Source organism: Burkholderia sp. IMCC1007, from assembly GCF_027257875.1.
GTDB lineage: Bacteria > Pseudomonadota > Gammaproteobacteria > Burkholderiales > Burkholderiaceae > Burkholderia.
Window position 1 is genome coordinate 1 of record NZ_JAPVQY010000087.1, and the last position, 22,891, is coordinate 22,891.

Annotated in this window: 23 protein-coding genes and 1 pseudogene; 8 read left to right on the forward strand and 16 right to left on the reverse strand. The window is 69.5% G+C overall.

The features are described 5' to 3' along the window. The first annotated feature begins 501 nt into the window (after positions 1-501). Genes O1Q03_RS37450 through O1Q03_RS37460 form a run of 3 tightly spaced genes read left to right on the forward strand, consistent with a single transcriptional unit; the run spans position 502 to position 3,997 of the window. On the forward strand, positions 502-2,034 hold the full coding sequence (locus O1Q03_RS37450; protein WP_269510680.1) for an NCS1 family nucleobase:cation symporter-1: 1,533 nt from the start codon (positions 502-504) through the stop codon (positions 2,032-2,034). A gap of 22 nt (positions 2,035-2,056) precedes the next feature. Then, on the forward strand, positions 2,057-2,785 hold the full coding sequence (locus O1Q03_RS37455; RefSeq protein WP_269510682.1) for an aspartate/glutamate racemase family protein: 729 nt from the start codon (positions 2,057-2,059) through the stop codon (positions 2,783-2,785). Positions 2,786-2,809: 24 nt separating this feature from the next. Further along, positions 2,810-3,997: a LysR family transcriptional regulator gene (locus O1Q03_RS37460; protein WP_269510684.1), complete on the forward strand. Its 1,188-nt coding sequence runs from the start codon at positions 2,810-2,812 to the stop codon at positions 3,995-3,997. A gap of 55 nt (positions 3,998-4,052) precedes the next feature. Here the strand turns inward: O1Q03_RS37460 and O1Q03_RS37465 are convergent, their stop codons facing one another. Both O1Q03_RS37465 and O1Q03_RS37470 read right to left on the reverse strand, forming a co-directional pair. Then, the gene (locus O1Q03_RS37465) at positions 4,053-4,994 is read right to left on the reverse strand and encodes an AEC family transporter (protein WP_269510686.1); all 942 of its coding nucleotides are present in this window, start codon (positions 4,992-4,994) and stop codon (positions 4,053-4,055) included. Between the two features lie 89 nt (positions 4,995-5,083). Further along, positions 5,084-5,296 (reverse strand): annotated as a pseudogene (locus tag O1Q03_RS37470) (MFS transporter); the annotation flags it as partial. Between the two features lie 132 nt (positions 5,297-5,428). Here O1Q03_RS37470 and O1Q03_RS37475 point away from each other — a divergent pair. Beyond that, entirely contained in the window at positions 5,429-6,415 is a 987-nt protein-coding gene (locus O1Q03_RS37475) for an ABC transporter substrate-binding protein (protein WP_269510688.1), read from the forward strand. 26 nt (positions 6,416-6,441) lie between these two features. Here the strand turns inward: O1Q03_RS37475 and O1Q03_RS37480 are convergent, their stop codons facing one another. Further along, on the reverse strand, positions 6,442-6,816 hold the full coding sequence (locus tag O1Q03_RS37480) for a phage protein NinX family protein (RefSeq protein WP_269510690.1): 375 nt from the start codon (positions 6,814-6,816) through the stop codon (positions 6,442-6,444). Positions 6,817-7,101: 285 nt separating this feature from the next. Between O1Q03_RS37480 and O1Q03_RS37485 the strand changes: the two genes are divergently transcribed. Together O1Q03_RS37485 and O1Q03_RS37490 are read left to right on the forward strand one after the other, a co-directional pair. Next, on the forward strand, positions 7,102-8,178 hold the full coding sequence (locus O1Q03_RS37485) for a glycosyltransferase family 2 protein (protein WP_269510692.1): 1,077 nt from the start codon (positions 7,102-7,104) through the stop codon (positions 8,176-8,178). A 14-nt stretch (positions 8,179-8,192) separates the two neighbouring features. Then, the gene (locus O1Q03_RS37490; RefSeq protein ID WP_269510694.1) at positions 8,193-9,455 is read left to right on the forward strand and encodes a glycosyltransferase family 87 protein; all 1,263 of its coding nucleotides are present in this window, start codon (positions 8,193-8,195) and stop codon (positions 9,453-9,455) included. On the opposite strand, the gene O1Q03_RS37495 is transcribed toward O1Q03_RS37490, so the two are convergent. From O1Q03_RS37495 to O1Q03_RS37555, 13 genes are all read right to left on the reverse strand, one after another. Beyond that, a complete protein-coding gene (locus tag O1Q03_RS37495; protein WP_269510696.1) occupies positions 9,419-10,459 on the reverse strand; it encodes a TadG family pilus assembly protein in 1,041 nt (346 codons plus the stop codon). The genes O1Q03_RS37490 and O1Q03_RS37495 overlap by 37 nt on opposite strands. Continuing rightward, positions 10,452-10,880 (reverse strand): TadE/TadG family type IV pilus assembly protein, encoded by a 429-nt coding sequence (locus tag O1Q03_RS37500; RefSeq protein WP_269510698.1) that lies wholly within the window; start codon positions 10,878-10,880, stop codon positions 10,452-10,454. The genes O1Q03_RS37495 and O1Q03_RS37500 overlap by 8 nt, the downstream gene beginning before the upstream one ends. Further along, positions 10,877-11,734, reverse strand: coding sequence for a tetratricopeptide repeat protein (locus tag O1Q03_RS37505; RefSeq protein WP_269510700.1), 858 nt, complete (start codon positions 11,732-11,734; stop codon positions 10,877-10,879). The genes O1Q03_RS37500 and O1Q03_RS37505 overlap by 4 nt, the downstream gene beginning before the upstream one ends. Further along, positions 11,731-12,675 carry a type II secretion system F family protein gene (locus O1Q03_RS37510; protein ID WP_269510702.1) on the reverse strand — a complete coding sequence of 315 codons (945 nt, stop codon included), beginning with the start codon at positions 12,673-12,675 and terminating at the stop codon, positions 11,731-11,733. Before O1Q03_RS37510 ends, O1Q03_RS37505 begins: the two co-directional genes overlap by 4 nt. Beyond that, on the reverse strand, positions 12,672-13,649 hold the full coding sequence (locus O1Q03_RS37515; RefSeq protein WP_269510704.1) for a type II secretion system F family protein: 978 nt from the start codon (positions 13,647-13,649) through the stop codon (positions 12,672-12,674). The genes O1Q03_RS37510 and O1Q03_RS37515 overlap by 4 nt, the downstream gene beginning before the upstream one ends. Further along, positions 13,646-15,100 carry a CpaF family protein gene (locus tag O1Q03_RS37520; protein WP_269510706.1) on the reverse strand — a complete coding sequence of 485 codons (1,455 nt, stop codon included), beginning with the start codon at positions 15,098-15,100 and terminating at the stop codon, positions 13,646-13,648. Before O1Q03_RS37520 ends, O1Q03_RS37515 begins: the two co-directional genes overlap by 4 nt. Further along, complete coding sequence (locus O1Q03_RS37525) at positions 15,097-16,320, reverse strand: AAA family ATPase (RefSeq protein WP_269510708.1); 1,224 nt, start codon at positions 16,318-16,320, stop codon at positions 15,097-15,099. The genes O1Q03_RS37520 and O1Q03_RS37525 overlap by 4 nt, the downstream gene beginning before the upstream one ends. Positions 16,321-16,340: 20 nt before the next feature. After that, positions 16,341-16,724 carry a CpaD family pilus assembly lipoprotein gene (locus O1Q03_RS37530; RefSeq protein WP_269510710.1) on the reverse strand — a complete coding sequence of 128 codons (384 nt, stop codon included), beginning with the start codon at positions 16,722-16,724 and terminating at the stop codon, positions 16,341-16,343. 12 nt (positions 16,725-16,736) lie between these two features. Beyond that, positions 16,737-18,119, reverse strand: coding sequence for a type II and III secretion system protein family protein (locus tag O1Q03_RS37535; RefSeq protein WP_269510712.1), 1,383 nt, complete (start codon positions 18,117-18,119; stop codon positions 16,737-16,739). A 62-nt stretch (positions 18,120-18,181) separates the two neighbouring features. Then, the gene (gene cpaB, locus O1Q03_RS37540; RefSeq protein WP_269510714.1) at positions 18,182-19,243 is read right to left on the reverse strand and encodes a Flp pilus assembly protein CpaB; all 1,062 of its coding nucleotides are present in this window, start codon (positions 19,241-19,243) and stop codon (positions 18,182-18,184) included. A 19-nt stretch (positions 19,244-19,262) separates the two neighbouring features. Beyond that, positions 19,263-19,742 (reverse strand): A24 family peptidase, encoded by a 480-nt coding sequence (locus O1Q03_RS37545; RefSeq protein WP_269510715.1) that lies wholly within the window; start codon positions 19,740-19,742, stop codon positions 19,263-19,265. An 86-nt stretch (positions 19,743-19,828) separates the two neighbouring features. Continuing rightward, positions 19,829-20,011 carry a Flp family type IVb pilin gene (locus O1Q03_RS37550; RefSeq protein ID WP_269510717.1) on the reverse strand — a complete coding sequence of 61 codons (183 nt, stop codon included), beginning with the start codon at positions 20,009-20,011 and terminating at the stop codon, positions 19,829-19,831. Positions 20,012-20,533: 522 nt separating this feature from the next. Continuing rightward, on the reverse strand, positions 20,534-20,680 hold the full coding sequence (locus O1Q03_RS37555; RefSeq protein ID WP_269510718.1) for a hypothetical protein: 147 nt from the start codon (positions 20,678-20,680) through the stop codon (positions 20,534-20,536). 147 nt (positions 20,681-20,827) lie between these two features. Between O1Q03_RS37555 and O1Q03_RS37560 the strand changes: the two genes are divergently transcribed. Together O1Q03_RS37560 and O1Q03_RS37565 are read left to right on the forward strand one after the other, a co-directional pair. Then, a complete protein-coding gene (locus O1Q03_RS37560) occupies positions 20,828-21,895 on the forward strand; it encodes an ABC transporter substrate-binding protein (protein WP_269510719.1) in 1,068 nt (355 codons plus the stop codon). 14 nt (positions 21,896-21,909) lie between these two features. After that, positions 21,910-22,752 (forward strand): ABC transporter permease, encoded by an 843-nt coding sequence (locus O1Q03_RS37565; protein WP_269510720.1) that lies wholly within the window; start codon positions 21,910-21,912, stop codon positions 22,750-22,752. The last annotated feature ends 139 nt before the right edge of the window (positions 22,753-22,891 follow it).

Genomic DNA, 22,891 nt, shown 5'->3' on the forward strand with positions numbered 1-22,891 from the left:
CCGCCTGCGCCCGTCGGTCAGCCGCCGCTCGCCCCGGCCGGCGCGGACGCCGCACCCGGCACGCTCGCGCCGCTGCTCGGCATGCCCGACGGCGCGGTCGACGGCGCGGGCGACATGGCGCCCGGGGCCGAACTCGCACTGGTGCCGGTGTCGTCGGCGCTCTTCTTCTGACAGCCCGCCCCCGCCGCCAGGCCGGCGATCAGGATGCCGGCGAAGACGGCCCGCGATACGTGACGAAAGGAATATCGCTGCATGACACCTCCGCTGATGTCGATGTGGATGGAGCCCGCTGACGCGCAATTCGCGTGCCGCGGACCAGCCCGCTGCCGAACGCACCCCATTCATTTCCCCACTGACGCTCAACCAGATATTTAATTTCCCATCGTTGCGGCCGCCGCCCATACTCGCGAACACATCCGAGACATAACGTCCACGGCGGCCGGGCCCGCACTGCGTGCACACGCAGGCGGTTCGCGCCCCGCACACGGAAGGAGACAACGCGTGCAACTGGAAGCCACCCACCGCGCGGGCATCGTGCTCGGCGCGGACGACGCATTGCATCGCACCGATACGGCCGCGCGCGACGCCGCGTTGAGCCCGCGGCTGCACAATCCCGACCTCGCGCCAACCAAGGCCGAAGGCCGCACCTGGGGCCGCTACAGCATCTTTGCGCTGTGGACCAACGACGTGCACAACATCGCGAACTACTCGTTCGCGATCGGCCTGTTCGCGCTCGGCCTGTCGGGCTGGCAGATGCTCGCGTCGCTCGCGATCGGCGCGGTGCTCGTGTACTGCCTCATGAATCTCACCGGCTACATGGGCCAGAAGACCGGCGTGCCGTTCCCGGTGATCAGCCGGATGAGCTTCGGCATCTACGGCGCGATGCTGCCCGCGATGATCCGCGCGGTAATCGCGATCGCATGGTTCGGGATCCAGACCTATCTCGCGTCGGTCGTGCTGCGCGTGCTGCTCACCGCGATCTGGCCGGGCCTCGCCGCCTTCGACCAGAACGCGATCTTCGGGCTGTCGTCGCTCGGCTGGATCACGTTCGTCGCGATCTGGCTCGTGCAGATCGGCGTCCTCACGTACGGGATGGAGATGGTCCGCAAGTACGAAGGGCTCGCCGGCCCAGTGATCCTCGTCACGACACTGTCGCTCGCCGCGTGGATGTTCAGCCGCACCGGCGGCCAGCTCGCGATGTCGATCGGCAAGCCGATGACCGGCCTCAAGATGTGGACCGAGGTGTTCGCGGGCGGCTCGCTGTGGCTCGCGATCTACGGCACGCTGGTGCTCAATTTCTGCGATTTCGCCCGCTCGTCGCCGAGCGCGAAGACAGTGCGGGTCGGCAACTTCTGGGGCCTGCCGGTCAACATCCTGGTGTTTGCGACGATCAGCTTCGTGCTCGCGGGCGCGCAGTTCAAGCTGAACGGTCACATCATCCACAGCCCGACGGAAATCATCGCGACGGTGCCGAACAAGCTGTTCCTCGTGCTCGGTTGCCTCGCATTCCTGATCGTCACGGTTGCCGTGAACATCATGGCGAACTTCGTCGCGCCGGCCTTCGTGCTGACGAGCCTCGCGCCGCACCGCCTGTCGTTCCGCCGCGCGGGCCTGATCAGCGCGACGATCGCGGTGCTGATCCTGCCGTGGAACCTGTACAACAGCCCGATCGTGATCGTGTACTTCCTGTCCGGCCTGGGCGCGCTGCTCGGCCCGCTGTACGGGATCATCACGGTCGACTACTGGCTCGTGCGCAAGCAGCGCGTGAACGTGCCCGATCTCTACACCGAAGCGCCGACCGGCGCGTATTTCTACAAGGGCGGCGTGAACCGCAAGGCGCTCGCGGCGCTCGTGCCGTCCGCGCTGATCTCGATCACGCTCGCCGTCGTGCCGGCGTTCAGCGCGATGACGCCGTTCTCGTGGCTGCTCGGCGCCGCCATCGCGGGCAGCGTGTACTGGCTGACGGCCGACCGCAAACGGCAATACGACGAGCGCTCGGGCGAACACATCGCGGTCGCCTGCGCGCAACACTGACACAAACGCATACGGAGTCACGATGAGGATCCTGGTAGTCAACGTCAACACGACCGAATCGATCACCGACGCCATCGCCGCGCAAGCGCAGGCCGCGGCCTCCCCCGGCACGGAGATCGTCGGGCTGACGCCGCGCTTCGGCGCGGAGTCGATCGAAGGCAACTTCGAGAGCTACCTCGCGGCGATCGCCGTGATGGAGCGCGTGCTGAGCTACGACGAACCGTACGACGCGGTGATCCAGGCCGGCTACGGCGAACACGGCCGCGAAGGGCTGCAGGAGCTGCTGACCGTGCCCGTCGTCGACATCACCGAAGCGGCCGCGAGCGTCGCGATGCTGCTCGGCCATCGCTACTCCGTCGTCACGACGCTCGACCGCACGGTGCCGCTGATCGAGGATCGCCTGAAGCTCGCCGGGCTCGATGCGCGCTGCGCGTCGGTGCGCGCGAGCGGGCTCGCGGTGCTCGAACTCGAGGAGAATCCGGCGCGTGCGATCGAGTCGATCGTCGGCGAAGCGCAGCGTGCGGTGAAGGACGATCACGCGGAAGTGATCTGCCTCGGCTGCGGCGGGATGGCTGGGCTCGACCGGCAGATCGAGGAATGCACGGGCGTGCCGGTCGTCGACGGCGTATCGGCCGCGGTCGCGCTCGCCGAATCGCTGGTGCGCCTGAAGCTGAAGACGTCGAAGGTCCGCACGTACGCGCCGCCGCGGCCGAAGCGGATCGTCGGCTGGCCCGGCACCTTCGTCAAATGACGGGCCGCACGATCGTATAGCGACATGCGGCGCGCTCCGGCACCGACCAGCCCTTCCTCCAACGCGTGCGACGCGACGGGCGCGCTCGACGTGCTGGACGCGCGGCTGATGCGCATCCTGCTCGTGCTGCTCACCGAGCGCACCGTATCGCGCGCGGCCGTGCGGCTGAACATGTCGCAGCCGGCGACGAGCGCGGCGCTCAAGCGCCTGCGCACGCTGCTCGGCGATCCGCTGCTGGTGCGCAGCCGCTACGGGATGGTGCCGACCGAGTTCGGCGCACGCCTGATCGAGCCGCTGCGCAACGCGCTGCGCGTGATCGACTTCATCCGCATCCAGCAGCCGACGTTCGACGCGCGCACGTCGGTGCGCACCTACCGGATCGGCTGCCCCGACTACCTGAACGTGCTGTTCGTGCCGAAGCTCGTCGCGCTGTTCCGCGAACGCGCGCCGAACGCGCAGCTCGTGTTCCATCCGCTCGGCGACGGCTTCGACGACGAGCGCGCGCTCGCCGACGGCGAGCTCGACGTCGTGATCGACAACCGTGCCGCGCGTCTGTCGCGCTTCCGCCAGGACGACCTGTTCGACGATCGCGTCGTGTGCCTGATGCGCGCGACGCACCCGCTCGCGCGGCACGGCGCGATCACGGCGGACGCGTTCGCGCAGGCCGCGCAGCTGTGCCCGACGCCGTCATGGCTCGAAGCGTCCGGCGCGATCGACCGGCAGCTCGAACGCGTCGGCCCGCAGCGGCGGATCGTCGTCACGCTGCCGCACTTCGAACTTGCCGCGCATGCGCTCGTGCGCTCCGACCTGATCCTGACCACCACGTACCGGCTCGCGCGCCATTACGCGAAGCTGTTGCCGCTCGCCGCGGTCGCGCTGCCGGCCCAGCCGCCGGACATCGTCTATCGGATGACGTGGAACGAATCGGGATCGTGCGTCGACGGCGTGCGCTGGTTGCGCGCGCTGATCGCCGAAGCGACGCGCAGCTGGCTCGACGCCGAAGCCGCACAACCGGCCGTCGCGGCGGTCGCCGCGAATGGGGACGATGCGCGCGTGCTTGCGTCAGTCGCGCCTGCGCCGGGCTCTGCGTCGAACGCTACGGACCCCGCGCGGCGCACGCGCCGCCGGCAGGCGACGCATTGCGGCACGGCGCAGCGGCCGCGAGTCGCGCATGCGGCGCGCATACACCGGATCGCGACGAAGTCGCACTGAGCGTGCGAGCGGCGCACGCGGCACCGACGGCACCGGCGGCACCGCCCGCGCGACGTCACGCGTGCCGCGCGCTCGCGAGCAGCACCGACAGCGACAGGATCGAGCCGAGCGTCGACAGCAGGATCGTGCGCGACGTCACGTGCGCTTCGCGTCCGTAGAATTCGGCCAGCATGTACGGCCCCGTGCCGGTCGGCAGCGCCGCCAGCACGACGGCGATCTGCGCGAGCACGGGCGGCATCGCGAACACCCGCACGCCGAGCCACCACGCCAGCGCCGGCTGCACGAACAGCTTGACCGCCGTCAGCGCGACGCTGCCGCGCGGCGCGGCGCCGTTCGCGTCGCGCTTTTCCGCGAGAAACAGCCCGAGACTGACGAGCGCGCACGGGCTCGCGGCCGCGCCGAGCAGCTTGAGAAAGGTCTCGACGGGCGCACCGAGCGGCACCTGCGCGGCCGACACGCACACGCCGGCCAGCGGCGCGACGATCAGCGGGTTGCACAGCAGCGCGCCGACCACCTTCCAGATCAGCTTGAGCGGCGCGCGATCGCGCTGCAGCCCGATCGCGATCAGCACGATCGCGCCGGCGAACAGCACGCATGCAACGAGAATGGTCGCGATGGTGGTCGGCGTGAGGCTCTCGGTGCCGAATGCGAGCACGCACAGCGGAAAACCGAGATAGCCGGTGTTCGGATACGACGCGGCGATCGCGTCGATGCTCGCATCGGCCAGCCCGCGCCCCGCGAACAGCCGCCACGCGAGCACGCCGCCGAACACGAGCGCGCAGGTCAGTGCGAACGTCGCGACGAAGGCCGGCTGATAGAGCTGGTGCCACGACGCGTGCGCCATGATCTGGAACAGCAGCGCCGGCAGCGCGAGCCACACGACGAAACGGTTGAGCTCCGAAGCCGCTGCCGGCCCGAGTACGCCGCGCCGGCGGCACAGGAACCCGGCCGCGATCAGCCCGAACACGGGCAACAGAATCTCGATCGTCGATGACATCTTGAGCACGCTGCGTGAAACCGGAACGCGCAAGCTTAACGGCTGCGCGCGGTCGCGTGCAATGGGCGGCGCACGCGTTGCCGCGCGCATCACGCTCCGCGCGACGGTTGCGTAAGCAACTTGTATGCAACGGCGGCAGCCGCGAGCGCGAGCACGCCGCTCACCGTCAGCGCGGCCGCGAACCCGCTCGCGAACGCCGCGGGCGCCGCCTGCGCAAGGGTGCGCGCCGCCGACAGCGGCACGCGCTCCAGCGCCTGTGCGAGATCGCCGGCCAGCAGGCTCGACATGAACGGCGCATCGACGGCCATCGCTTCCCCGCCCCGCATCGCGCGAATAAGCATTTCGCGATTCGATGTTTGCCCGCGCGGAGCCGATTCCGTAATCTGCCCGGCAGCCGCGCGGCCCGCGCGCGGATCTCCAAGGACCTGCCGCCGATGACTTCGCCCTCCACCGCGGCCCGCCGCCGCGCACTGCTGCGTGTGGCCGCGCTGGCCGCCGCGCCGCTCGCCGGCAACGCATTGCCCGCCCGCGCGGCCGGCGCCAACCTGTCGAACGTCACGCTGGTGCTCGGCGACCAGGCCGGCGGCCTGCGCGCGCTGGCCGAAGCCGCGCGCGTGCTCGACGGCGCGCCATACCGGTTCCGCTGGGCGAATTTCCAGGGCGCCGCGCCGCTGTTCGAAGCGCAGCGCGCGGGCGCGATCGATCTCGCGCCCGCCGGCGACCTGCCCGTGCTGACGGCCGCGCTCGGCGATCCGGCGCTGCGCATCGTCGCGACGCGCGTCGGCTCACCGGCATCGCTCGGCATCGTCGTCCAGCCGGATTCGCCGGTCCGCACGGTCGTCGACCTGAAGGGGCGTACCGTGGTCGTATCGTCAGCGCGCGGCAGCATCTCGCAATACCAGCTCTACGGCGCATTGCGCGAACACGGCCTCGCGCCGGGCGACGTCGACGTGCGCTTCGTGCTGCCGGTCGATGCGTTCGCCGCATTCGAGGCGAAGCAGATCGGCATCTGGGCCACCTTCGACCCGTATTACGGACACGCAGTGCGGCGCGGCGCGCGCATCGTGCGCGACGGCAGCGGGATCAACTCGGGGCTTGCGTTCCTCACGTCGCCGGTCGACACGCTCGACGATCGCGCGAAGCGCGCGGCGCTGTCCGACGTGCTCGCGCGGCTCGCCCGCGCCGGCCAGTGGGCGCTCGCGCATCCGGCCGATTACGCGAGCGTCTATGCGTCGCTCACGCGCCTGCCGAGCGATGCGGCGTCCGACATCGCACGCCGTGCGGCGCTCGCGCAGCGCGCGCTCACCGGCGCGGACATCGACGTGCTGCAGCGGGTCGCCGATCGCGCGGCGGCGGATGCGATCCTGCCGAAGCGTGTCGACGTCGCGTCGATCGCGGTACGCAACCTGTCGGCCGCGTAACGGGCGGTGCCCGAAGGTCGCATCGCCTATCGCGGTTTCGACATGTCGAGATCCGGCACGTCGTCGCCGAACGTCGATGCGACCAGCGTGCGCATCGCGGCGACCAGCAGTGTCGGCCCCGACTGATTGAACGTGCAGCGCTCGCCGGCCGCCGGCATCGCGCGATGCAGCACCGCGCGCCACGCGCCGTGTCCGCCGTCGCGTTCGAACGCCGCGAACGGCAGCCGCTCGACGAGCGGGCCGCCATCCGTCCACTTCGACGACGGCGCATACGGCACCTGCGCACCGCCCGGCTCGCGAACGACCGTGCATCCCGTGGCATCGACGCGCGGCGCGCCGAGTTCTTCCACCATCGCCACCCAGAAATCGAGCGGCGGGCCGGTCAGGTCGTGGACTTGCATCACGCGCTCCTTCGCACCGAAAACGTCATCGTAGCGCCGCTGCACACCGCCCGCCGATCACCGGCGACCGATATTTTCCCCGGCACGCCGCCGGCGATGCGAACCCGCGCATCCGTGTTACGAATCGCCAAATCCTGCGTACAATGTCGCAACACCTATCGTTCGGTCTGCGATGGACTGGCAGGCCGACACGGAATTCGTACCGAACGGGCCCGCCCGTTCGGCAAACGACAACCGGACCCATACGGTGCAGCGCGGGCCGGACCTCTCGGGGGGGGGCGCAGCATGTCGACGCACGCCAGAAAGCCGCTGATATCGCTTGTCGTGCCGTTTCACGACGAAGACGAAGCGATCGACGCATTCTTTGCCGAAACACTGCCCGTTCTCGAATCGGTCGCCGACGTCCGCTTCGAGATCGTCTGCATCAACGACGGCAGCCGGGATCGCACGCTCGAGCGGCTGCTCGCGCTCGCCGCCGCCGATCCGCGCGTGCACGTCGTCGATCTCACGCGCCGCTTCGGCAAGGAGGCCGCGCTCACCGCCGGCCTCGACGAAGCGTCCGGCGCCGCGGTGATCCTGATCGACGCCGATCTGCAGGACCCTCCCGCGCTGATTCCCGCGATGATCGAACACTGGCGCGCCGGTGCGGAGGTCGTCGCGGCGAAACGCACGAACCGGATGTGCGATCCGTACCTGCAGCGCGCGGCGGCGGCGCTCTACTACCGCGTGCACAACGCACTGTCCGAAGTCGAGATGCCGGAGAACGTCGGCGACTTCCGGCTGATGGATCGCGAGGTGGTCGACGCGCTGCGCGCGCTGCCCGAGCGGCGGCGCTTCATGAAGGGCCTGTTCGCGTGGATCGGCTTTCGCACCACGATCGTCGAATACACGCGCGCACCGCGCAGCGGCGGCCGCTCGAAATTCTCCGGATGGCGGCGCTGGAACTTCGCGCTCGAGGGCATCACCGGCTTCAGCACGGTGCCGCTGCGCGTGTGGACTTACGTCGGCCTCACGTTCGCGATGCTGTCGCTCGCGTACGGCGCGTTCATCGTGGTGCGCACGCTGCTGTTCGGCAATCCGGTGCACGGCTACCCGTCGCTGATTTCGGTGGTGCTGTTCATGGGCGGCATCCAGCTGATCGGCATCGGCGTGATCGGCGAATACCTGGGCCGCATCTATCACGAGTCGAAGCAGCGCCCCGTCTACCTCGTGCGGCGGCGCTACCGCGCGGAGCGCGACGCCGGCGCGCAACCGGCGTCGAAGCTGCTGCAGTTCCCGCTCAAGCGTGCGCATGCGGGCCGCCGTCGGACGGCGACGCCGGCAGCGGCCGGCCACGCCGCGCGCAAGGCGTCGTTCAAGTAAGCGGCCTTCCGCGCATGGACCTTCCCCACCCATCGATGCGCGCGGCCGCGCGCCCCGTGCACGCATGGCTCACGCCACGGCGCGTCGTCGCGTACAGCGCATTCGTGCTGGCGTTCTACGCGCTGTTCGTCGCGCTCTGGATCTACGGCATCCATCACGCGCCCGGCACCGTCCTGTCGCGCCCGGGCGCGGACTACTCGGTGTTCTGGTCGGCGTCGTACGTGATGCTGCACGGCGCGCCGTGGCAGGCGTACGATTTTCCGACCTTCTCGCGATTGTCGGTCGAGCTGTTCCCGCTGTTTCGCCGCGAAGGCTTCCTCGCGTGGCTGTACCCGCCCACCTACCTGCTGCTCGTGACGCCACTCGCGCTGCTTCCGTATGCGATCAGCTATCCGCTGTTCGTCGCATGCGGCATCGTCGTGCTCGGCTTCGCCGCGTGGCGGGTCTCGGGCCTCGGCGCGATCCCCGGCGCGGCGCGTGTCGGCGCGTTCGCGCTGCTCGCGGCGCCGTGCGTATTCGTCACTGGCTCGCTCGGGCAAAACGCATTCCTCACCGCATCGTGCGCGGCGCTGGCCGTCTGCTGGGCCGACCGGCGGCCGTTATGGGCCGGCATCTGCATCGGGCTCCTGTCGGTCAAGCCGCAGATGGCGCTGCTGTTTCCGTTCGTGCTGGTCGCCGCGCGCGCGTGGCGCACGATCGCGTGGGCCGCACTGGCAACCGCTGCGTTCGGCGCGGCCAGCGTGCTGGTCTGCGGCATCGAATCGCTGCGCCTGTTCGTCACGAGCGCCGGGCTCGCGCGCTCGATCATCCTCGAGCATGGCGTCGTGTTCTGGCTCGCGTCGCCGACGTCATTCGCTGCGCTGCGCCTCGCCGGCGTGCCGCTCGGCGCCGCGTATGCCGTCCAGGCTTGCATCTCCGCGCTCGCGATTACGGCCGCCTGCATCGTATGGGCCCGCTCGCGCGATATCCGCGTGCGCGCCGCAACACTCGCGGTCGCGACGCTCGCGGCCAATCCTTATGTGTGGCACTACGAGCTCGCGTGGCACGCGATCGCGATCGCGTGCATGCTCGCGATCGGCTGGCGCGGCGCCTGGCTGCGCGGCGAGCAGGTCGCGATCGCGCTGCTGTGGCTGCTGCCGCTGTACGAATACCTGAACCCGTGGCTGCAGCAGCCGCAGATCGGCCCTGCCGTGACGCTCTTCGCGCTGCTCGTGCTGCTGCGCCGCGCGCGGCACGACGCTCACAACGCCAGGCGCGGCGGCACGTATACGCCGTAGTACGGACCGACCCCCGTCGCGACGCCGGTCATCTTCATGCCCGCGACGAAGTGGCCCTGGATGTACTTGTACGTGCCGCCGAGCGCCGCATCGATGTGAAACGGCGCGAACGCGACGATCGGCACGTAGGTGCTGGTCAGCGTCTGCGTGACGACCGGCAGCAGGACCGTCGCGCCGATCGGCACCGATGTGTACAGCGTCGCCTTGATGCCCGTCGCCAGATTAATGCTGTCACCGATATTGAGCGTCGTCGGATTGCCTGTCAGCATCAGCCCGCCCATCGTCGTCGTGTCGCTTGCGGTCGACTGGAACGACGTCCATTGGCCGCCCATGCACAACGCGCCGTAGGTCTGCCCGTTCGTGACCGAGAACTCGAACGGCTGGTTCGTCAGCGGATTGATCAGCGGCTGGTTGGTCTGCGAGTTCCAGTACTGGTTGTACACGCACTGGTCGATGGCGACCGGAAAGAGCGCGCCCGCGGCCACCCCGCCCGGCGCGGCGAGCACCGCGATGGCGGTCGCGCTGCCGGACGCGCCCGGAATGCCCAGCAGCCCGCCGAGCAGCAGCGGAATCGAGCCGCCGTTCACGCCCGGCGCGCGCGATACGGTGACCTGCACCGCCGGCACGTCGTACGGCCCCGGGACGATGGTGGTCGACTGCATCGACGACGGGGTCCGCGTCACGTTCCAGTAGCCGGTCGTGACCGTACCGGTCGCGAGCGGCGCACCCGCCGCCGAATTCTGCGCGATCACGCCGTTCGCCGCCGGCGCGGCCTGCGACCAGTTCAGCGCACCGCCGCCCGCCGGCATCATCGCATCGGCCGCCGCGAGCGCGGCCGCGTCGGCGGCGTTCTGCAGCTGGTTGCGCACCGCGGCCACCCACGCGATGTCGACCGCCAGCGCGCCGAACGACAGCAGCGGAATCAGGAACAGCAGGAAGAACAGCGCGACGGAGCCGCGTTCGCGCGCGGCGCCGGTGCAGCGCGTGCCGGCCGCATCATTCATAGAGCATCACCGAACTGGCGGAGACCGTGACCGGGCCGGTCAGCGCGCTGAATGCCGAACCGAGCACCAGCCCCGAATACGTGTAGGTCACCGTCACGGTCAGCGCGGTGCCCGAGGTCGTGCCGTTCGCCTGCGTCACGGTCACGGTCGGCGTCGTCGCCGTGCCGCCGGTGATCAGGCTGTTCTGCGTGTAGTTCAACGCGACGTTGGCGACCTGCGTGGTGGTCAGCATCGGCACGCGCAACACGACGCCGGCCCGCGCGGCCTCGCGGCTCGCGTTCGTGATGACGGCCTTGTCGCACAGGAGCAGGCTCGTGTCGATGATGCCGATCAGCACCATCAGCAGGAACGGCAGCATCAACACGAACTCGAGCGACACGACGCCGCGCGCACGGCGCGCGCCCATCGCCCCGCGTGTCATTTTGCGGCCCCGTCGCCGGCCGGCATCGTGCGCGGCTCCAGTGCGGCACCCGTCAGTGCGCGTGGGCCGTCGGATGCCGAACGCGACGCGAGCTGCGCGCGCACGGCCTGGTAGAAACGCAGATTGTCGGCCACCGCCGACGCGGGCAGGTCGGCCGACAGCAGCTTTTTCGCGGAATCGGTGTTGCCGAGCACGCCGTACGCGAATGCGAGGTTCTGGCGCGCCTGCCACGGCGCGTCGGGCAGCCCCGCGACGTCGAGCAGCACGTTCACGCCTTCGCGCGGCCGGTTGCTCAGCACGAGCGACAGCCCGAGGTCGACGCGCAGCCCCTGCGCATCCGGATGCGCGCGCAACGCATCGCGATAGACGGCCTGCGCGTCGGCGTGGCGGCCCTGCAGGTCGAGCACCGTGCCGAGCCCTTCGGCCGCGAGCGGCAGATTGGGCTGCGCGGCCAGCAGGTCGCGGTAGCGCTGCGCAGCCTCGTCGAGCCGGCGCTGCCGCAGCGCGACGCGCGCAAGCCCGATCTGCGGCCCGGGTTGCGCGGGCGCCTGCTGCCGGGCCTGCTCATAGAGCACGCGCGCGCGCTCCAGGTCGCCCGCGCGGTAGTTGACGTCGCCGAGCCCCAGCCGGGCGGCGAGCGAATCGGGATGGCGGGCGAGCACCTTGTCGTACAACGTCGACGCGAGATCGATGTTGCCGCCGGCGAGTGCGCTGTCGGCGATGCGCAATTCTGCCTGCGGGTCGTCGCTCTTCTGCGACACCACCGGCCGCGTCTGGATGCCCGGCGCGCAGCCGCCGGCCAGCACCGGCAGCACGGCCGCGAACGCGAGCACGCGTACGGCGGAGCGTTTCATTTGAATACCTCGAGCAGGTGGATGGCGGCCGGGCCCGCCGCGATCAGGCCGACCGTCGGCAGGATGAACAGCATCATCGGCAGCGTGATCTTCGGCGCGAGCTTCGCGGCCTTTTCCTCGAGCGCGACGATCTGCTCGGTGCGCTCGCTGCGCGACAGCGTGCGCAACGCCTGCGTGATCGGCGTGCCGAATCGCTGCGATTGCGTGAGCGTCGTCGCCAGCGAACGGGCCGACGCGAAGTCGACGCGCAGCGCGAAATGCGCGAGCGTCTCGGACACGTCGCCGCTCAGCGTCAGCTCGTCCGCGCATACCGCCAGTTCGTCGGCGAGCGGCGGACAGATGCGCTGGAGTTCGCGTGCGACGCGCCGGATGCCCGATACGAGACTGTTGCCCGCCATCGTGCAGATCACGAGCAGATCGAGCGCATCCGGAAAACACGCGGCGATGATCCGCCGGCGCCGCCGGATCATCGCACCCAGCACGTACTCGGGCACGATCACGCCGATCACGAACGCGGCGACCATCGCCACCGCGCGAATCATGAAATACTCGCCCAAGCGCGGAATGAACGGGCTGAACACCATCGCGACGGTCGCGAACAGCACGCCGCAGCTCAGCTTGATCCCGATCATCGCCGATACCGCGCGGCGCTCGCGAAAACCCGCGCGCGTCAGTTGCAGCCCGAGCTTCACGCGCTGCATCGGGTCGAGCACCGGCATCCGCTCGCCGAGCTGCGCGAGCCGCTGCGTGACCCCTCGACGCACGTCGTTCGGCTGCAGCCGCCCCGCCACCAGCGGCAGCGGCCGCTGCCCGGCCGCCTGCTGCACCCGCTCGGCGATGCGCCGGCGTGTGCCGCCGCCCGGCGGCGCGAGCGCCGCCGCGACGCAGGCGAGCAACAGCAGCACTTCGAGACCTCGGGCGGCCAGCATCGGGATCGTCATCGCGCGGTATCCAGTTTCGATATCTTGCGGATCACCAGCAGTCCGATCGTCAGCAGCACGGCGGCGATCGTCAGCATCACGTGTCCGACGTGCGTATCGAACAGCAGCATCACGTAAGAGCGGTTCACGAGGTACAGCGCGCCGATCATCACGAACGGCACCGCCGAAATGATGTTCGTCGTGATCCGCCCTTCGGCGGTCAGCGCGCGGGTCTTCAGGCGAATGTCGCGACGCGTGCGGATGATGCCGGACAGCTCGTCGAGCGTCTCGCCGAGGCTGCCGCCCGTCTCGCGCTGCAGCAGCAGGTAGACGGTGAAGAACGAGAAGTCGGCGATCATCAGCCGGTCCGCCGATGCCGACAGCACGTCCTTCAGATCCGCGCCGACGCGCAGGCTGTCGCCCATCGTGCGGAACGTCGAGCGCACCGGCTCGGCCGCGCTGTCGCCCACCGTACTGATCGCCTGCGTGACCGGAATGCCCGCGCGCACGGCGCGCACGATCAGGTCGATCGCATCCGGAAACGCTTCGAGAAAGCGCATCCGGAAACGCTCGACCAGCGCGCGATAGCTCGCGCGCATCGCCAGCAGCGGCAACCCGACGTAGAGCAGCGGACGCAGGAGGCCCGGCGGCTGGATCAGCGCCACCGCGACGAGCGCGGCGAGCGCGCCGGCAATCGTGCTCCCGATGACGATCCGCATCCCGCGTTCGCCGCCCACCGCCCGCACGCGCGTCACGTAGCGCTGCAGCCACGCGCGCGCGCGGCTTTGCCGGCGCGGCAGGTTGAACAGCGCGATGCCGGGCGCGTCGGCCGCGCCGGCATTGCGGCCCGCGAGCGACGGCGCGAGGCGCCGCATCCGGTCGCGAATCCGCTGCTCCGGCGTGCGGCGCGCGCGGTCGAACAGCGTGGACAGCGCGATGCCGAGCGTCAGGAGCACGGCGAACGCGCCCATCGCGAACAGGTCGGCGCCCCTCATTGGCGGAAGACCTCGGACAGCGCATCGTCGACGCCGTAATACGCGGCGCGCTGCGCGAATGCAGGGCGCAGCGACGATGTCTCGAACACGCCCTTCACCGCATCGCGCGTGGTGTCGCCCTCCTGGCGGAACGTGAACAGGTCCTGCGTGATCACCACGTCGCCTTCCATGCCGACGATCTCCGTGATGCGCGTCACGCGGCGCACGCCGTCGCGCATCCGCTCGACCTGCACGAACAGGTGCACCGCGCTCGCGATCTGACGCCGGATCGACAGCAGCTGCAGGTTCGCGTTCGCCATCATGACCATGCTCTCGAGCCGGGTGATCGCATCGCGCGGCGTGTTCGCGTGGATCGTCGTCATCGAGCCGTCGTGGCCCGTATTCATCGCCTGCAGCACGTCGAACGCCTCGGGGCCGCGGATCTCGCCGAGGATGATGCGGTCGGGCCGCATCCGCAGCGCGTTGCGCACGAGATCGCGCTGCGAGATTCCGCCGAGCCCCTCGGTGTTCTCCGGCCGCGTCTCGAGACTGACGACGTGCGGCTGCAGCAGTTGCAGCTCCGCGGCATCCTCGATCGTCACGATCCGTTCGTGCTGCTCGATGTGTTGCGACAGCGCGTTGAGCAGCGTCGTCTTGCCCGAACCGGTGCCGCCCGAAATCACGATGTTCAGCCGGCACCCGCACGCGATCTTCAGCACCTGCAGCATGGCGTTCGAGATGTTGCCCTGGTGCGCCATCCGCGCGAGCGTGATGTCGCGCTTCGCGAACTTCCGGATCGAGATCGACGCGCCGCGCATCGCGATCGGCGGCAGCACGACGTTGACGCGGCTGCCGTCCGCCAGGCGCGCGTCGACCATCGGACTGCTCTCGTCGACGCGACGGCCCACCGCCGCCGCGATCCGCTGCGCAACGCTCGTCACGTGCGCGTTGTCGCGAAACTTCAGCGACGTGAGCTCGAGCCGGCCCCCGCGCTCGACGTACACCTGGTCGGGGCCGTTCACCAGGATGTCGCTGACCGTGTCGTCCGCGAGCAGCGGCTCGATCGGCCCGACGCCGAACATGTCGTTCAGGATCGCGTCGACGATCAACACCTGCTCGCCCATCGTGATCTTCAGGCGTTCGCGCTCGATCGTGTGCGCGGCCACCTGCTCGATGCCAGCGCGCACTTCGTCGCGCGTCTTCATCAGCGCCGCCGACATGTTCATCGACGTGAACACCGCGTGGCGGATCGCATCGAACTTGCCGGAGCGGATCAGCGCCTCCTGCGTGTCGGCCGCCGCGGCGGTGCGCGGGTGCGCCGCGGCCGGCCCCGTGCCCTGAGCCGTGCCCTGAGCCGTGGCCGGCGCGAGGTTCGGCGCCGGCGTCGGCGCCTGCGCGTTGTTGCGCGGCTCGGCCGGAGCAGCGGCCGGTGCGGGCTCCGGTGCGTGCCGTTTGCGGGTACCGAACGTCACGTTCCTTTCCTCCATTTGACGAAGCGCGCATACCACGGCTCGGCGACCACCATCGACTCGCCGGTGATCCCGTTCGCGAGCCGCCGGATCTCGTCGACGAAGCCGTGGCGTTTCGCGCTCTCGATCGGCTCGCCGAGGTTCTCCGCGACCGCCAGCGGCTGCGGTTCGTGCGGCAGTTCGCGCAGCCTCACGCCACCGAATGCGTCTTCGAAATCGGCCGGTGCGACGCGGCCCTTGACCGGGTCGAGCGGATTGTTCAGCACCATCGACAACAGCCGCTCGCCGGGCAGCTCCTTCACGAAGCGCGCGAGCCGCGCGGCCTCGTACGCGGCGTGCACCGAACGATCGGCGACGATGTAGACGAGACCGGACGCCGCCAGCGCGTCCTCGAACAGCTTGCCGGTGCGCAGGCCCACGTCGAACAGCACGTAGTGGAAGCGGTCCTGCAGCATGTCGACCAGCAGCGCGAGCGCATCGTCGCGCAGCGGCGCGTCGTCCCCGTACGCGAGCTCCGCGGACAGCACGTGCAGGCGGTCGCCCTTCGTGACGAACATGCGGTCGAACAGCGCGTCGTCGGGACGCTGCTCCATGTTCAGCAATTCGATCAGCCCGTTGTTGCTCGACAGCCCCAGCATCGAGTTCGCGCCGCCGCCATGCAGGTTCAGGTCGACGTACGCGACACGGCGGCGCTTCTCGCCCGCCAGGCAGCGTGCGAGGCTCACCGCGATCGTCGTCGTGCCGACCCCGCCGCGCGCGCCGACGAAGCTGACGATCTTGCCGGTGCGGGCCTGCACGATCGATTCCGTCGCGCTCAACGCCCGCCGCATCAACTCGACGGTGAGCGGCTTCACGATGTAGTCCTGCACGCCGATGCCGAGCAGGTTGCGGAACAGCCCGACGTCGTTCTGCGTGCCGATCGCAATCACGCGCACCGACGGGTCGCACACTTCGGCGAGCCGCATCAGGTCCGACACCGGCAGCACCGAGTCGGACACGTCGACGATCAGCTGGCGCGGCGAGCGCTCGTTCTGCTGCAGCAGCCGGATCGCGTCGTCGCAGGTGCCCGCCTGCACGTGCGCGCGCGCGATCGCCAGGTCCTGCGCGACGCGGCGGATCACGTCTTCGCTGCCCGGATCGGACACGACCGCGACGAGATCCGCCGCTCCGGCGGTGGCGGCGCGCTTGGCGTTCTGGCGGTCGAGGACGTTCATGGACGGCATTGCGATGGCATCCCGGTGAGTCAATGGCCGGACGAGCCGGTCGTCGTCAGCGTCTTGTCCGGTGTCGGCAGCTTCACGCGATCCTCGACATAGCGGCGCACCGCGTCGGCCGCGACTTGCGCGTCCGCACCGCCGTACGGCACCGGCGCGACGAGATCCTCGGGCCGCGCGAGCATCGCCGCGAGATTCGTATAGGTCGCGCAGCCGAACGGCACGCCGGGCCGGCCGTACCCCGCATCGACGAGATGCGACGGCTGCATCAGCTGCGCGCAGTCGGGCGGCACCGCGCGCGCGCCGTCGAAGCCGATCGCCCGCGCATCGGGCAGGTCGATCGGCGGCGGCGCCGACAGGCACGCCGCGAGTACCGGCAGCAGCAGCGTGGCGACGACGGTTCGAATTCGCATGGCGCCCTCCGGTCAGTACACGAAGCCCGCTGCGCCGACGAGTCGCGGCGTGTCGCCCGACAGCAGGTCGAGCCCGAGGTTGCGCTGCACCGCGAACTCGAGATCGCTGCTCGGCCGCGCGACCGTGTCGAGCGCCTGCTCGAGCTGGCCGGGCCCGGTCGGCTGCACGATGTACGGCGTGACGATCACGACGACCTCGGTCTTGTTGTCCTGGAAATTCGTCGACGAGAACAGCCGGCCGAGGATCGGCAGCCGGCCGAGCCCCGGCACCTGCGACACGGTGTCGGCCGTCTGGCTCTGCAGCAGCCCGCCGATCGCGAAGCTCTGCCCGCTCGACAGCTCGACCGTCGTCTGGACGCGCCGCACGCTGAGCCCCGGCACCGTGATGCCGCCGGTCGTCACGCTGTTGCTCGAATCGACCTCGCTGACCTCCGGCCGCACCTTCAGGCTGATCCGGTTGTCGGCAAGCACGGTCGGCGTGAAGTCGAGCGACACGCCGAACGGCTTGAACGCCACCGTGATCGCGCCCGACGTGTTGCCGGCCTGCGCGACCGGGATCGGAATCTCGCCGCCGGCGAGAAAGCTCGCGGTCTCGCCGGACATCGCGGTGAGGTTCGGCTCCGCGAGCATCGTGATCAGCCCTTCCTGGTCGAGCGCGTCGAGCACGGCGTCGATCGACCAGCGCCCCGCGCGGAAGCCGCCCAGCACCGAATACGCGCCCGTCGGCGACAGGTTGAACAGCTTCGTCGTCGGATCGAACAGCGTGCGCCCGTTGAACAGCCCGCCGACGAAGTTGCCGGCCGCGCCGAGCGAGCTCCAGTTGATGCCGAGCTGCTGCGTGATGTTGCGGCTCACCTCGGTCACGCGCACGCGCAGGTTCACCTGGATCGGCCGCGACAGCGCGAGGCGATTGACGATCTTTTCCTTGTCGTTCAGATACGGCGACAGCGACTGCATCACCGCGTCCGCATCGGCCGCGCTCGGCACCTTGCCGGACACCATCAGCGAGCCCGGCGCGCCCGACACCGACAGCTTCAGTTGCGGAAAGCGGGCGTCGAGCACCGCCTGCAGCGACGCCGTGTCGACCTGCACGACCACCGTCCTGCGCAGGATCGGCCGCTGGTTCGCGCCCAGCGCGATCAGCGTGGTCGTGCCGGCCTTCTTGCCGAACACGAACACGGTGCGCGGCGACGGTACCTGGATGTCCGCAATGGTCGGATCGGCAACGAACATCGCGGCCGCGGGTTCCGGCAGCGACAGCATCTCGCCCTTGCCGGTCGCGATCGACAGCACCGCGGCGGCGTCCTGCGCACGCGTGCCCTGCGCGAACGCGGCGCCAGGCGCAACGAGACAGGCCAGCCACCAGAAAGCGATCCAACGCACCATGCGCACCATCCGTATTCCCGTCAAATGCCGGCCGCCGGGCGGCCGGCCCGAGTCGTCACCCCATCACTGCGTCACTGCGACAACGTCATATTCGGCGTTGGCGCGATCGCATTCGCCGCCATGTTGCCGGCGGCCGGCGCCGGCAGCGCCGTCGGCGCCGTCGGCGCCGTCGGTACTATCGACATGCCCGGCAGCCCGGCCGGCAGCGGCGGCAGGCCCGGCATGCCGGTGCCGCCGCCGCGCGATCCGTCGTCGACCGACGAGCCGCGATAGATCACGACCGTATTGCCCTGCGACATCGGCCGCGTGCCGGTGTCCGTCCTCGCGGACGATCCGCGCACCGGCTCGCGCGCCGCGTCGCGGGCCGCGCGCGACACGTCGCTGGCCCACACCGGCGGCGGATCGGGTTCCTCGTCGTCGCCACCCGCCGCCTGCGTACGATCGCGCGTCGCGAAGCTGCGCAGCGCGAGCGACAACGAACCGAGGCGCGTCGCGACCAGCACCACCTGCGCCGTGCGCGGCGCGACCTCCAGCGTGACCGTGCGCGCGCGCACCGGTGCGTCGGGGGCACTGGCGGGCTGCTTCGCGCGCTGGAATTCCGAACCGACCGCCAGCACGCGTGCGCGCCGCACCACCGTTTCCGCTTCGAACGTGCCGGGCGTCGTTGCCGAGCCGCCGATCTGCTGCGTGAGTACCACGTCGACGAAATCGCCCGGCTGGATCAGGCCCGCGTTGCCCGACACGTCGTCGACCGGCACCGAGATCGCGCGCATGCCGGGCTTCAGTGCCGCCGCAAGAAAATCCGGCGCGGCGGCCGGGATCACGTTCTCCGCTCGGATCGGCGTGCCGGCATCGACGCGATTGCGCAGCAGCGCGCCCTTGAGGTCCGCGCCCGGCTGCGACTCGACGAACGCGCCGGTCGGCACCTGCGCGCGCGGCATGCGTTTCCAGCCGAGATCGTTGTCGCGCAACAGCAGCCCTTCGGGCAAGTCGGCAGCCGCAACGCGCACGCGCACCTCGGCCGGATCGCCGGACGCGGACGGTGTCGAGCCCGACACGTACAGCTGACGCAGGATGAATGCACCGATGCCGGCAGCGATGATCAGCACGGCCAGTCTCAGCGGTTTGGGCATGGCGGCGTGCGTCCCCCGGCTAGTTGAGCGAAACCACGTGAGGAAACGGCGCCCAGACGGCCAGCGCGCCGCCGAGCGCGAGCGCGACGCCGTACGGGACGCCGCGCGACGTCGCCATGCGCGCCGGCGCGACGCGACGCTGCCACGCGCCGGCCGCGAGCGCGACGCAGCCGCACACGGCACCGCTCGCGCCGACGATCGTCAGCACGGGAAGTGCGAGTGCGGGGCCCGCCCACAGGAACACCGCCGCGGCCAGCTTGACGTCGCCGCCGCCGAGCCACCCGGCGTGACGCAAGCTGCCGAACAGGGCCAGCATCGCCGCCGCGGTTGCAACGTGCCCCGCGAGCGCGACGAGCCCTTCGCGCGTGAGTGCCGCCGCGACGCAATACAGCGTCGCGAGCGACAGCACCGCACGATTGGACAGGCGCCGGTCGCGCAGATCCTGCGCGGCGAGCAACGCGAGCACAAGCGTCGCCGCCGACTGTACGAGAAAGAGCATCGGAGAGCCGTCCGTACGCGCCCCGGCTGCATACGTCGTACCGCTGCGGATCCGTATGTTCGTCGGCGACGCGCGGGTTCAGGGGATCAGATCAACGCAGTGACCTTGTTGAGCAGCGACTGGAAGATGGCCGGCAGGCCGCCGGTGTTGCTGCTGAGGGCCGTGCCGACCAACGCCAGCGCGATCACGACGATGCCGGCGAGAACCGCATATTCGAGCGAGCTGACGCCGCGTTCATCGCGCAGCAGGGACTTGACGTATTGCAGCATGACAACCTCCGTGTGACGGGGTCGGTGATCGACCGTTGAACGTAATGACGCGGCATTGCTTCGGCGGCGGTGCACGGCGTTCGCCCATTCGTGACTCTGCGGCGGCCCATGCAGCGGCCGCTCGCATTCCCCGGAATCGTTTCGATCACTGCAACGCGGCAGTGCGGCAACCCCATCGGTTGCGTGATGGCGCGTTCGGTGCGCGGTCGCATCGGCACGATGACGACCACGCTGATTCGTCTAGGGTATACACAATTTTTGAGATGAGTTCAAATAATTTGGAGTCGGATGCATTTATGGGCGACACGCTGTAAAAGCGAAACACAGCTGTTCCCTTTTCCTGGATTTTCTGTTAACGGGCTAAGTTGTTCGGAAGCCGAAGTAAGAATGTAAACACGGGCGACTCACCGCCTCTATCTATCGCCGTTACGTCAATGATTTTTATTCGATTTTTCGGCATGCACGGAAGAAATTCGGGTAAGTGAATCGCGCGCGCGAGTCGGCAATTATTTCATCGCGAGATCATTCGGTCCGGTAAATACGACGCAACCCGATTGCATTGATCGTCGGCAGTCGCGCACCTTCGTCGAAGCCCGATTCGTCGTCATTCGCCCAGCGAACCCACCATCCCCATGACAACCGTTTCCGGCAGCGATCATCGACGCTCATCCGCGATCGCGTGATCGGCCAACCCGTGACGCGGCGATAAGCATAGTTCAAATCGTTGCTTGTCCGCCGCCGGACGCGTCATCGAGAATGATTCGACGTACCGGGCCCCGGCCCGCCCTTTCCAACGTTATCCCGACCGATCGATTCATGCTCCCACTGCGCCTGCTGCGATCGCTGCTGATCGCTTCCCTCGTTGCGCTGCCGGCCGCCGCCGCGCACGCCGACAAGCCCGCCACCATCCGCATCGGCGTCGCCCAGCAAGGCGCCGGCGATCCACCGACGTTCGGCGGATCGAGCGCCGCCACCGTGCAGTTGCAGCAGCTCGTCGAAAAGGAATTCGCCGCCGACGGCATCAAGGTGGAATGGCTGTTCTTCAAGGGTGCGGGGCCGGCCGTCAACGAGGCGATCGCCAACAAGGCGCTCGATTTCGCGTATCAAGGCGACCTGCCCGCCGTACTCGCGCGCTCGAACGGGATCAAGACGCACCTGGTGCTCGCCGCGAGCGTGCGCTCGGGCGTGAAGATCGCCGTGCCGCCCGATTCCGACATCCGCTCGATCACCGACCTGAAAGGCCGTCGCGTGTCGATCTTCCGCGGCACCAACCTGCAGCTCGTCGCCGACAACGCGCTCGCGAAGAACAGCCTGAGCGAGCGCGACCTGCGCGTGATCAATCTCGACTCCGCGAGTGCGCTCGCCGCACTCGCATCGAAGGGCATCGATGCATCGGTAGGCGACTATCAGCTATACAAGCTGCGCGACGCCGGCCTCGCGAAGATCATCTACGAATCGCAGAACGACGGCCCGCAGCTGACGCGCCAGACCCACCTGCTCGTGCTCGACGATTTCGAGCGCGCGCATCCCGACATCGTGCAGCGCGTCGTCGACGCGTTCGTGAAGGGCGCGCAATGGTCGTCCGACGAGGCGAACCGCGATGCGCTGTTCAAGCTGTGGGCGAAGAGCGGCGTGCCGTATGCATCGTGGCAGGCCGACTATGCGAACCAGCGCCTGAAAGACCGGCTGTCGCCGCTGATCGACCCGTTCGTGATCGCGCGTTACAAGGCCGTCGCGCAGGATGCGCTGAAGCTCAAGCTGATCCGCCAGCCGGTCGACGTCGACGGCTGGTTCGAGCCGAAGTATCTCGACCACGCGTTGCGCGCGCAGAAGCTCGAACACTACTGGCCGCGTTACGACGCGACCGGCAAGCCCCTCTCCTGACCGGACCGGCCCCGATGAGCGACACCGCGATCCCGATTCCGTCGTCCGACCCGCACGCGCTCGCCGCACGGCCGTCCCGCGCCGCGGCCGCGAAACGCGTCGCGTGGCGGCTCGCGCCGTGGGCGCTGCCCGCGCTGCTGTTCGCGCTGTGGACCATCGGCAGCGCGCGCGGCTGGATCGCGCCGCAGATCCTGCCGCCGCCCGAACAGGTGGCGGATGCGCTGTCCGAACTCGCGGCGAGCGGCGATCTCGCACGCCACACGCTGATCAGCCTGCAGCGCGTGCTGGTCGGCTTCGCGGCCGGCACGCTGCTCGGCTTCGCAATCGGCGCCGCACTCGGACTGTCGCGCACGCTCGAGGCTTACGTGCTGCCCAGCTTCAACGCGCTCGTGCAGATTCCCGTGCTCGGCTGGTTGCCGTTCCTGCTGCTGCTCGTCGGCGTCGGCGAACCGCTGAAGTACCTGCTGATCGCGCACGCGGCGCTCGTCCCCGTCACGTTGAGCACGCTGCAGGGCTTCCGCCAGACGCCGCCCGCGCTGGACGAAGTCGCGCGCATCTTCGGCTATACGCGACGCCAGCGCATTCTCCATATCGTGCTGCCCGCCGCGATCCCGACGCTCGCGACCGGCGTGCGGCTCGCGTTCACGAAGTCGTGGCTCGCGCTCGTCGTCGTCGAGCTCGTCGCGTCGTCGGAAGGGCTCGGCTACCTGATCGTGTACGGGCGCCAGCTATTCCAGCTCGATCTCGTGATGGCCGCGGTGATCGTGGTCGGCGCGGTCGGCTTCGTGATCAACCGGCTGCTCGATGCGCTCGAAGCGCGGCTGCGCCGCGGCGTGCCGTCCGCGTTCCGCGGCTGAACCCGATTCAAGGAGCTTTGTCGTGACGCCTTCCGCCACGTCTACGTCCACGTCCACGTCCACGTCCGCGCCGAACGCCGCGCCGGCCGCCGCCGCGATCGCCGCGATCGCCGCGGCGCCCGCACGCGCCCGCCGCGTG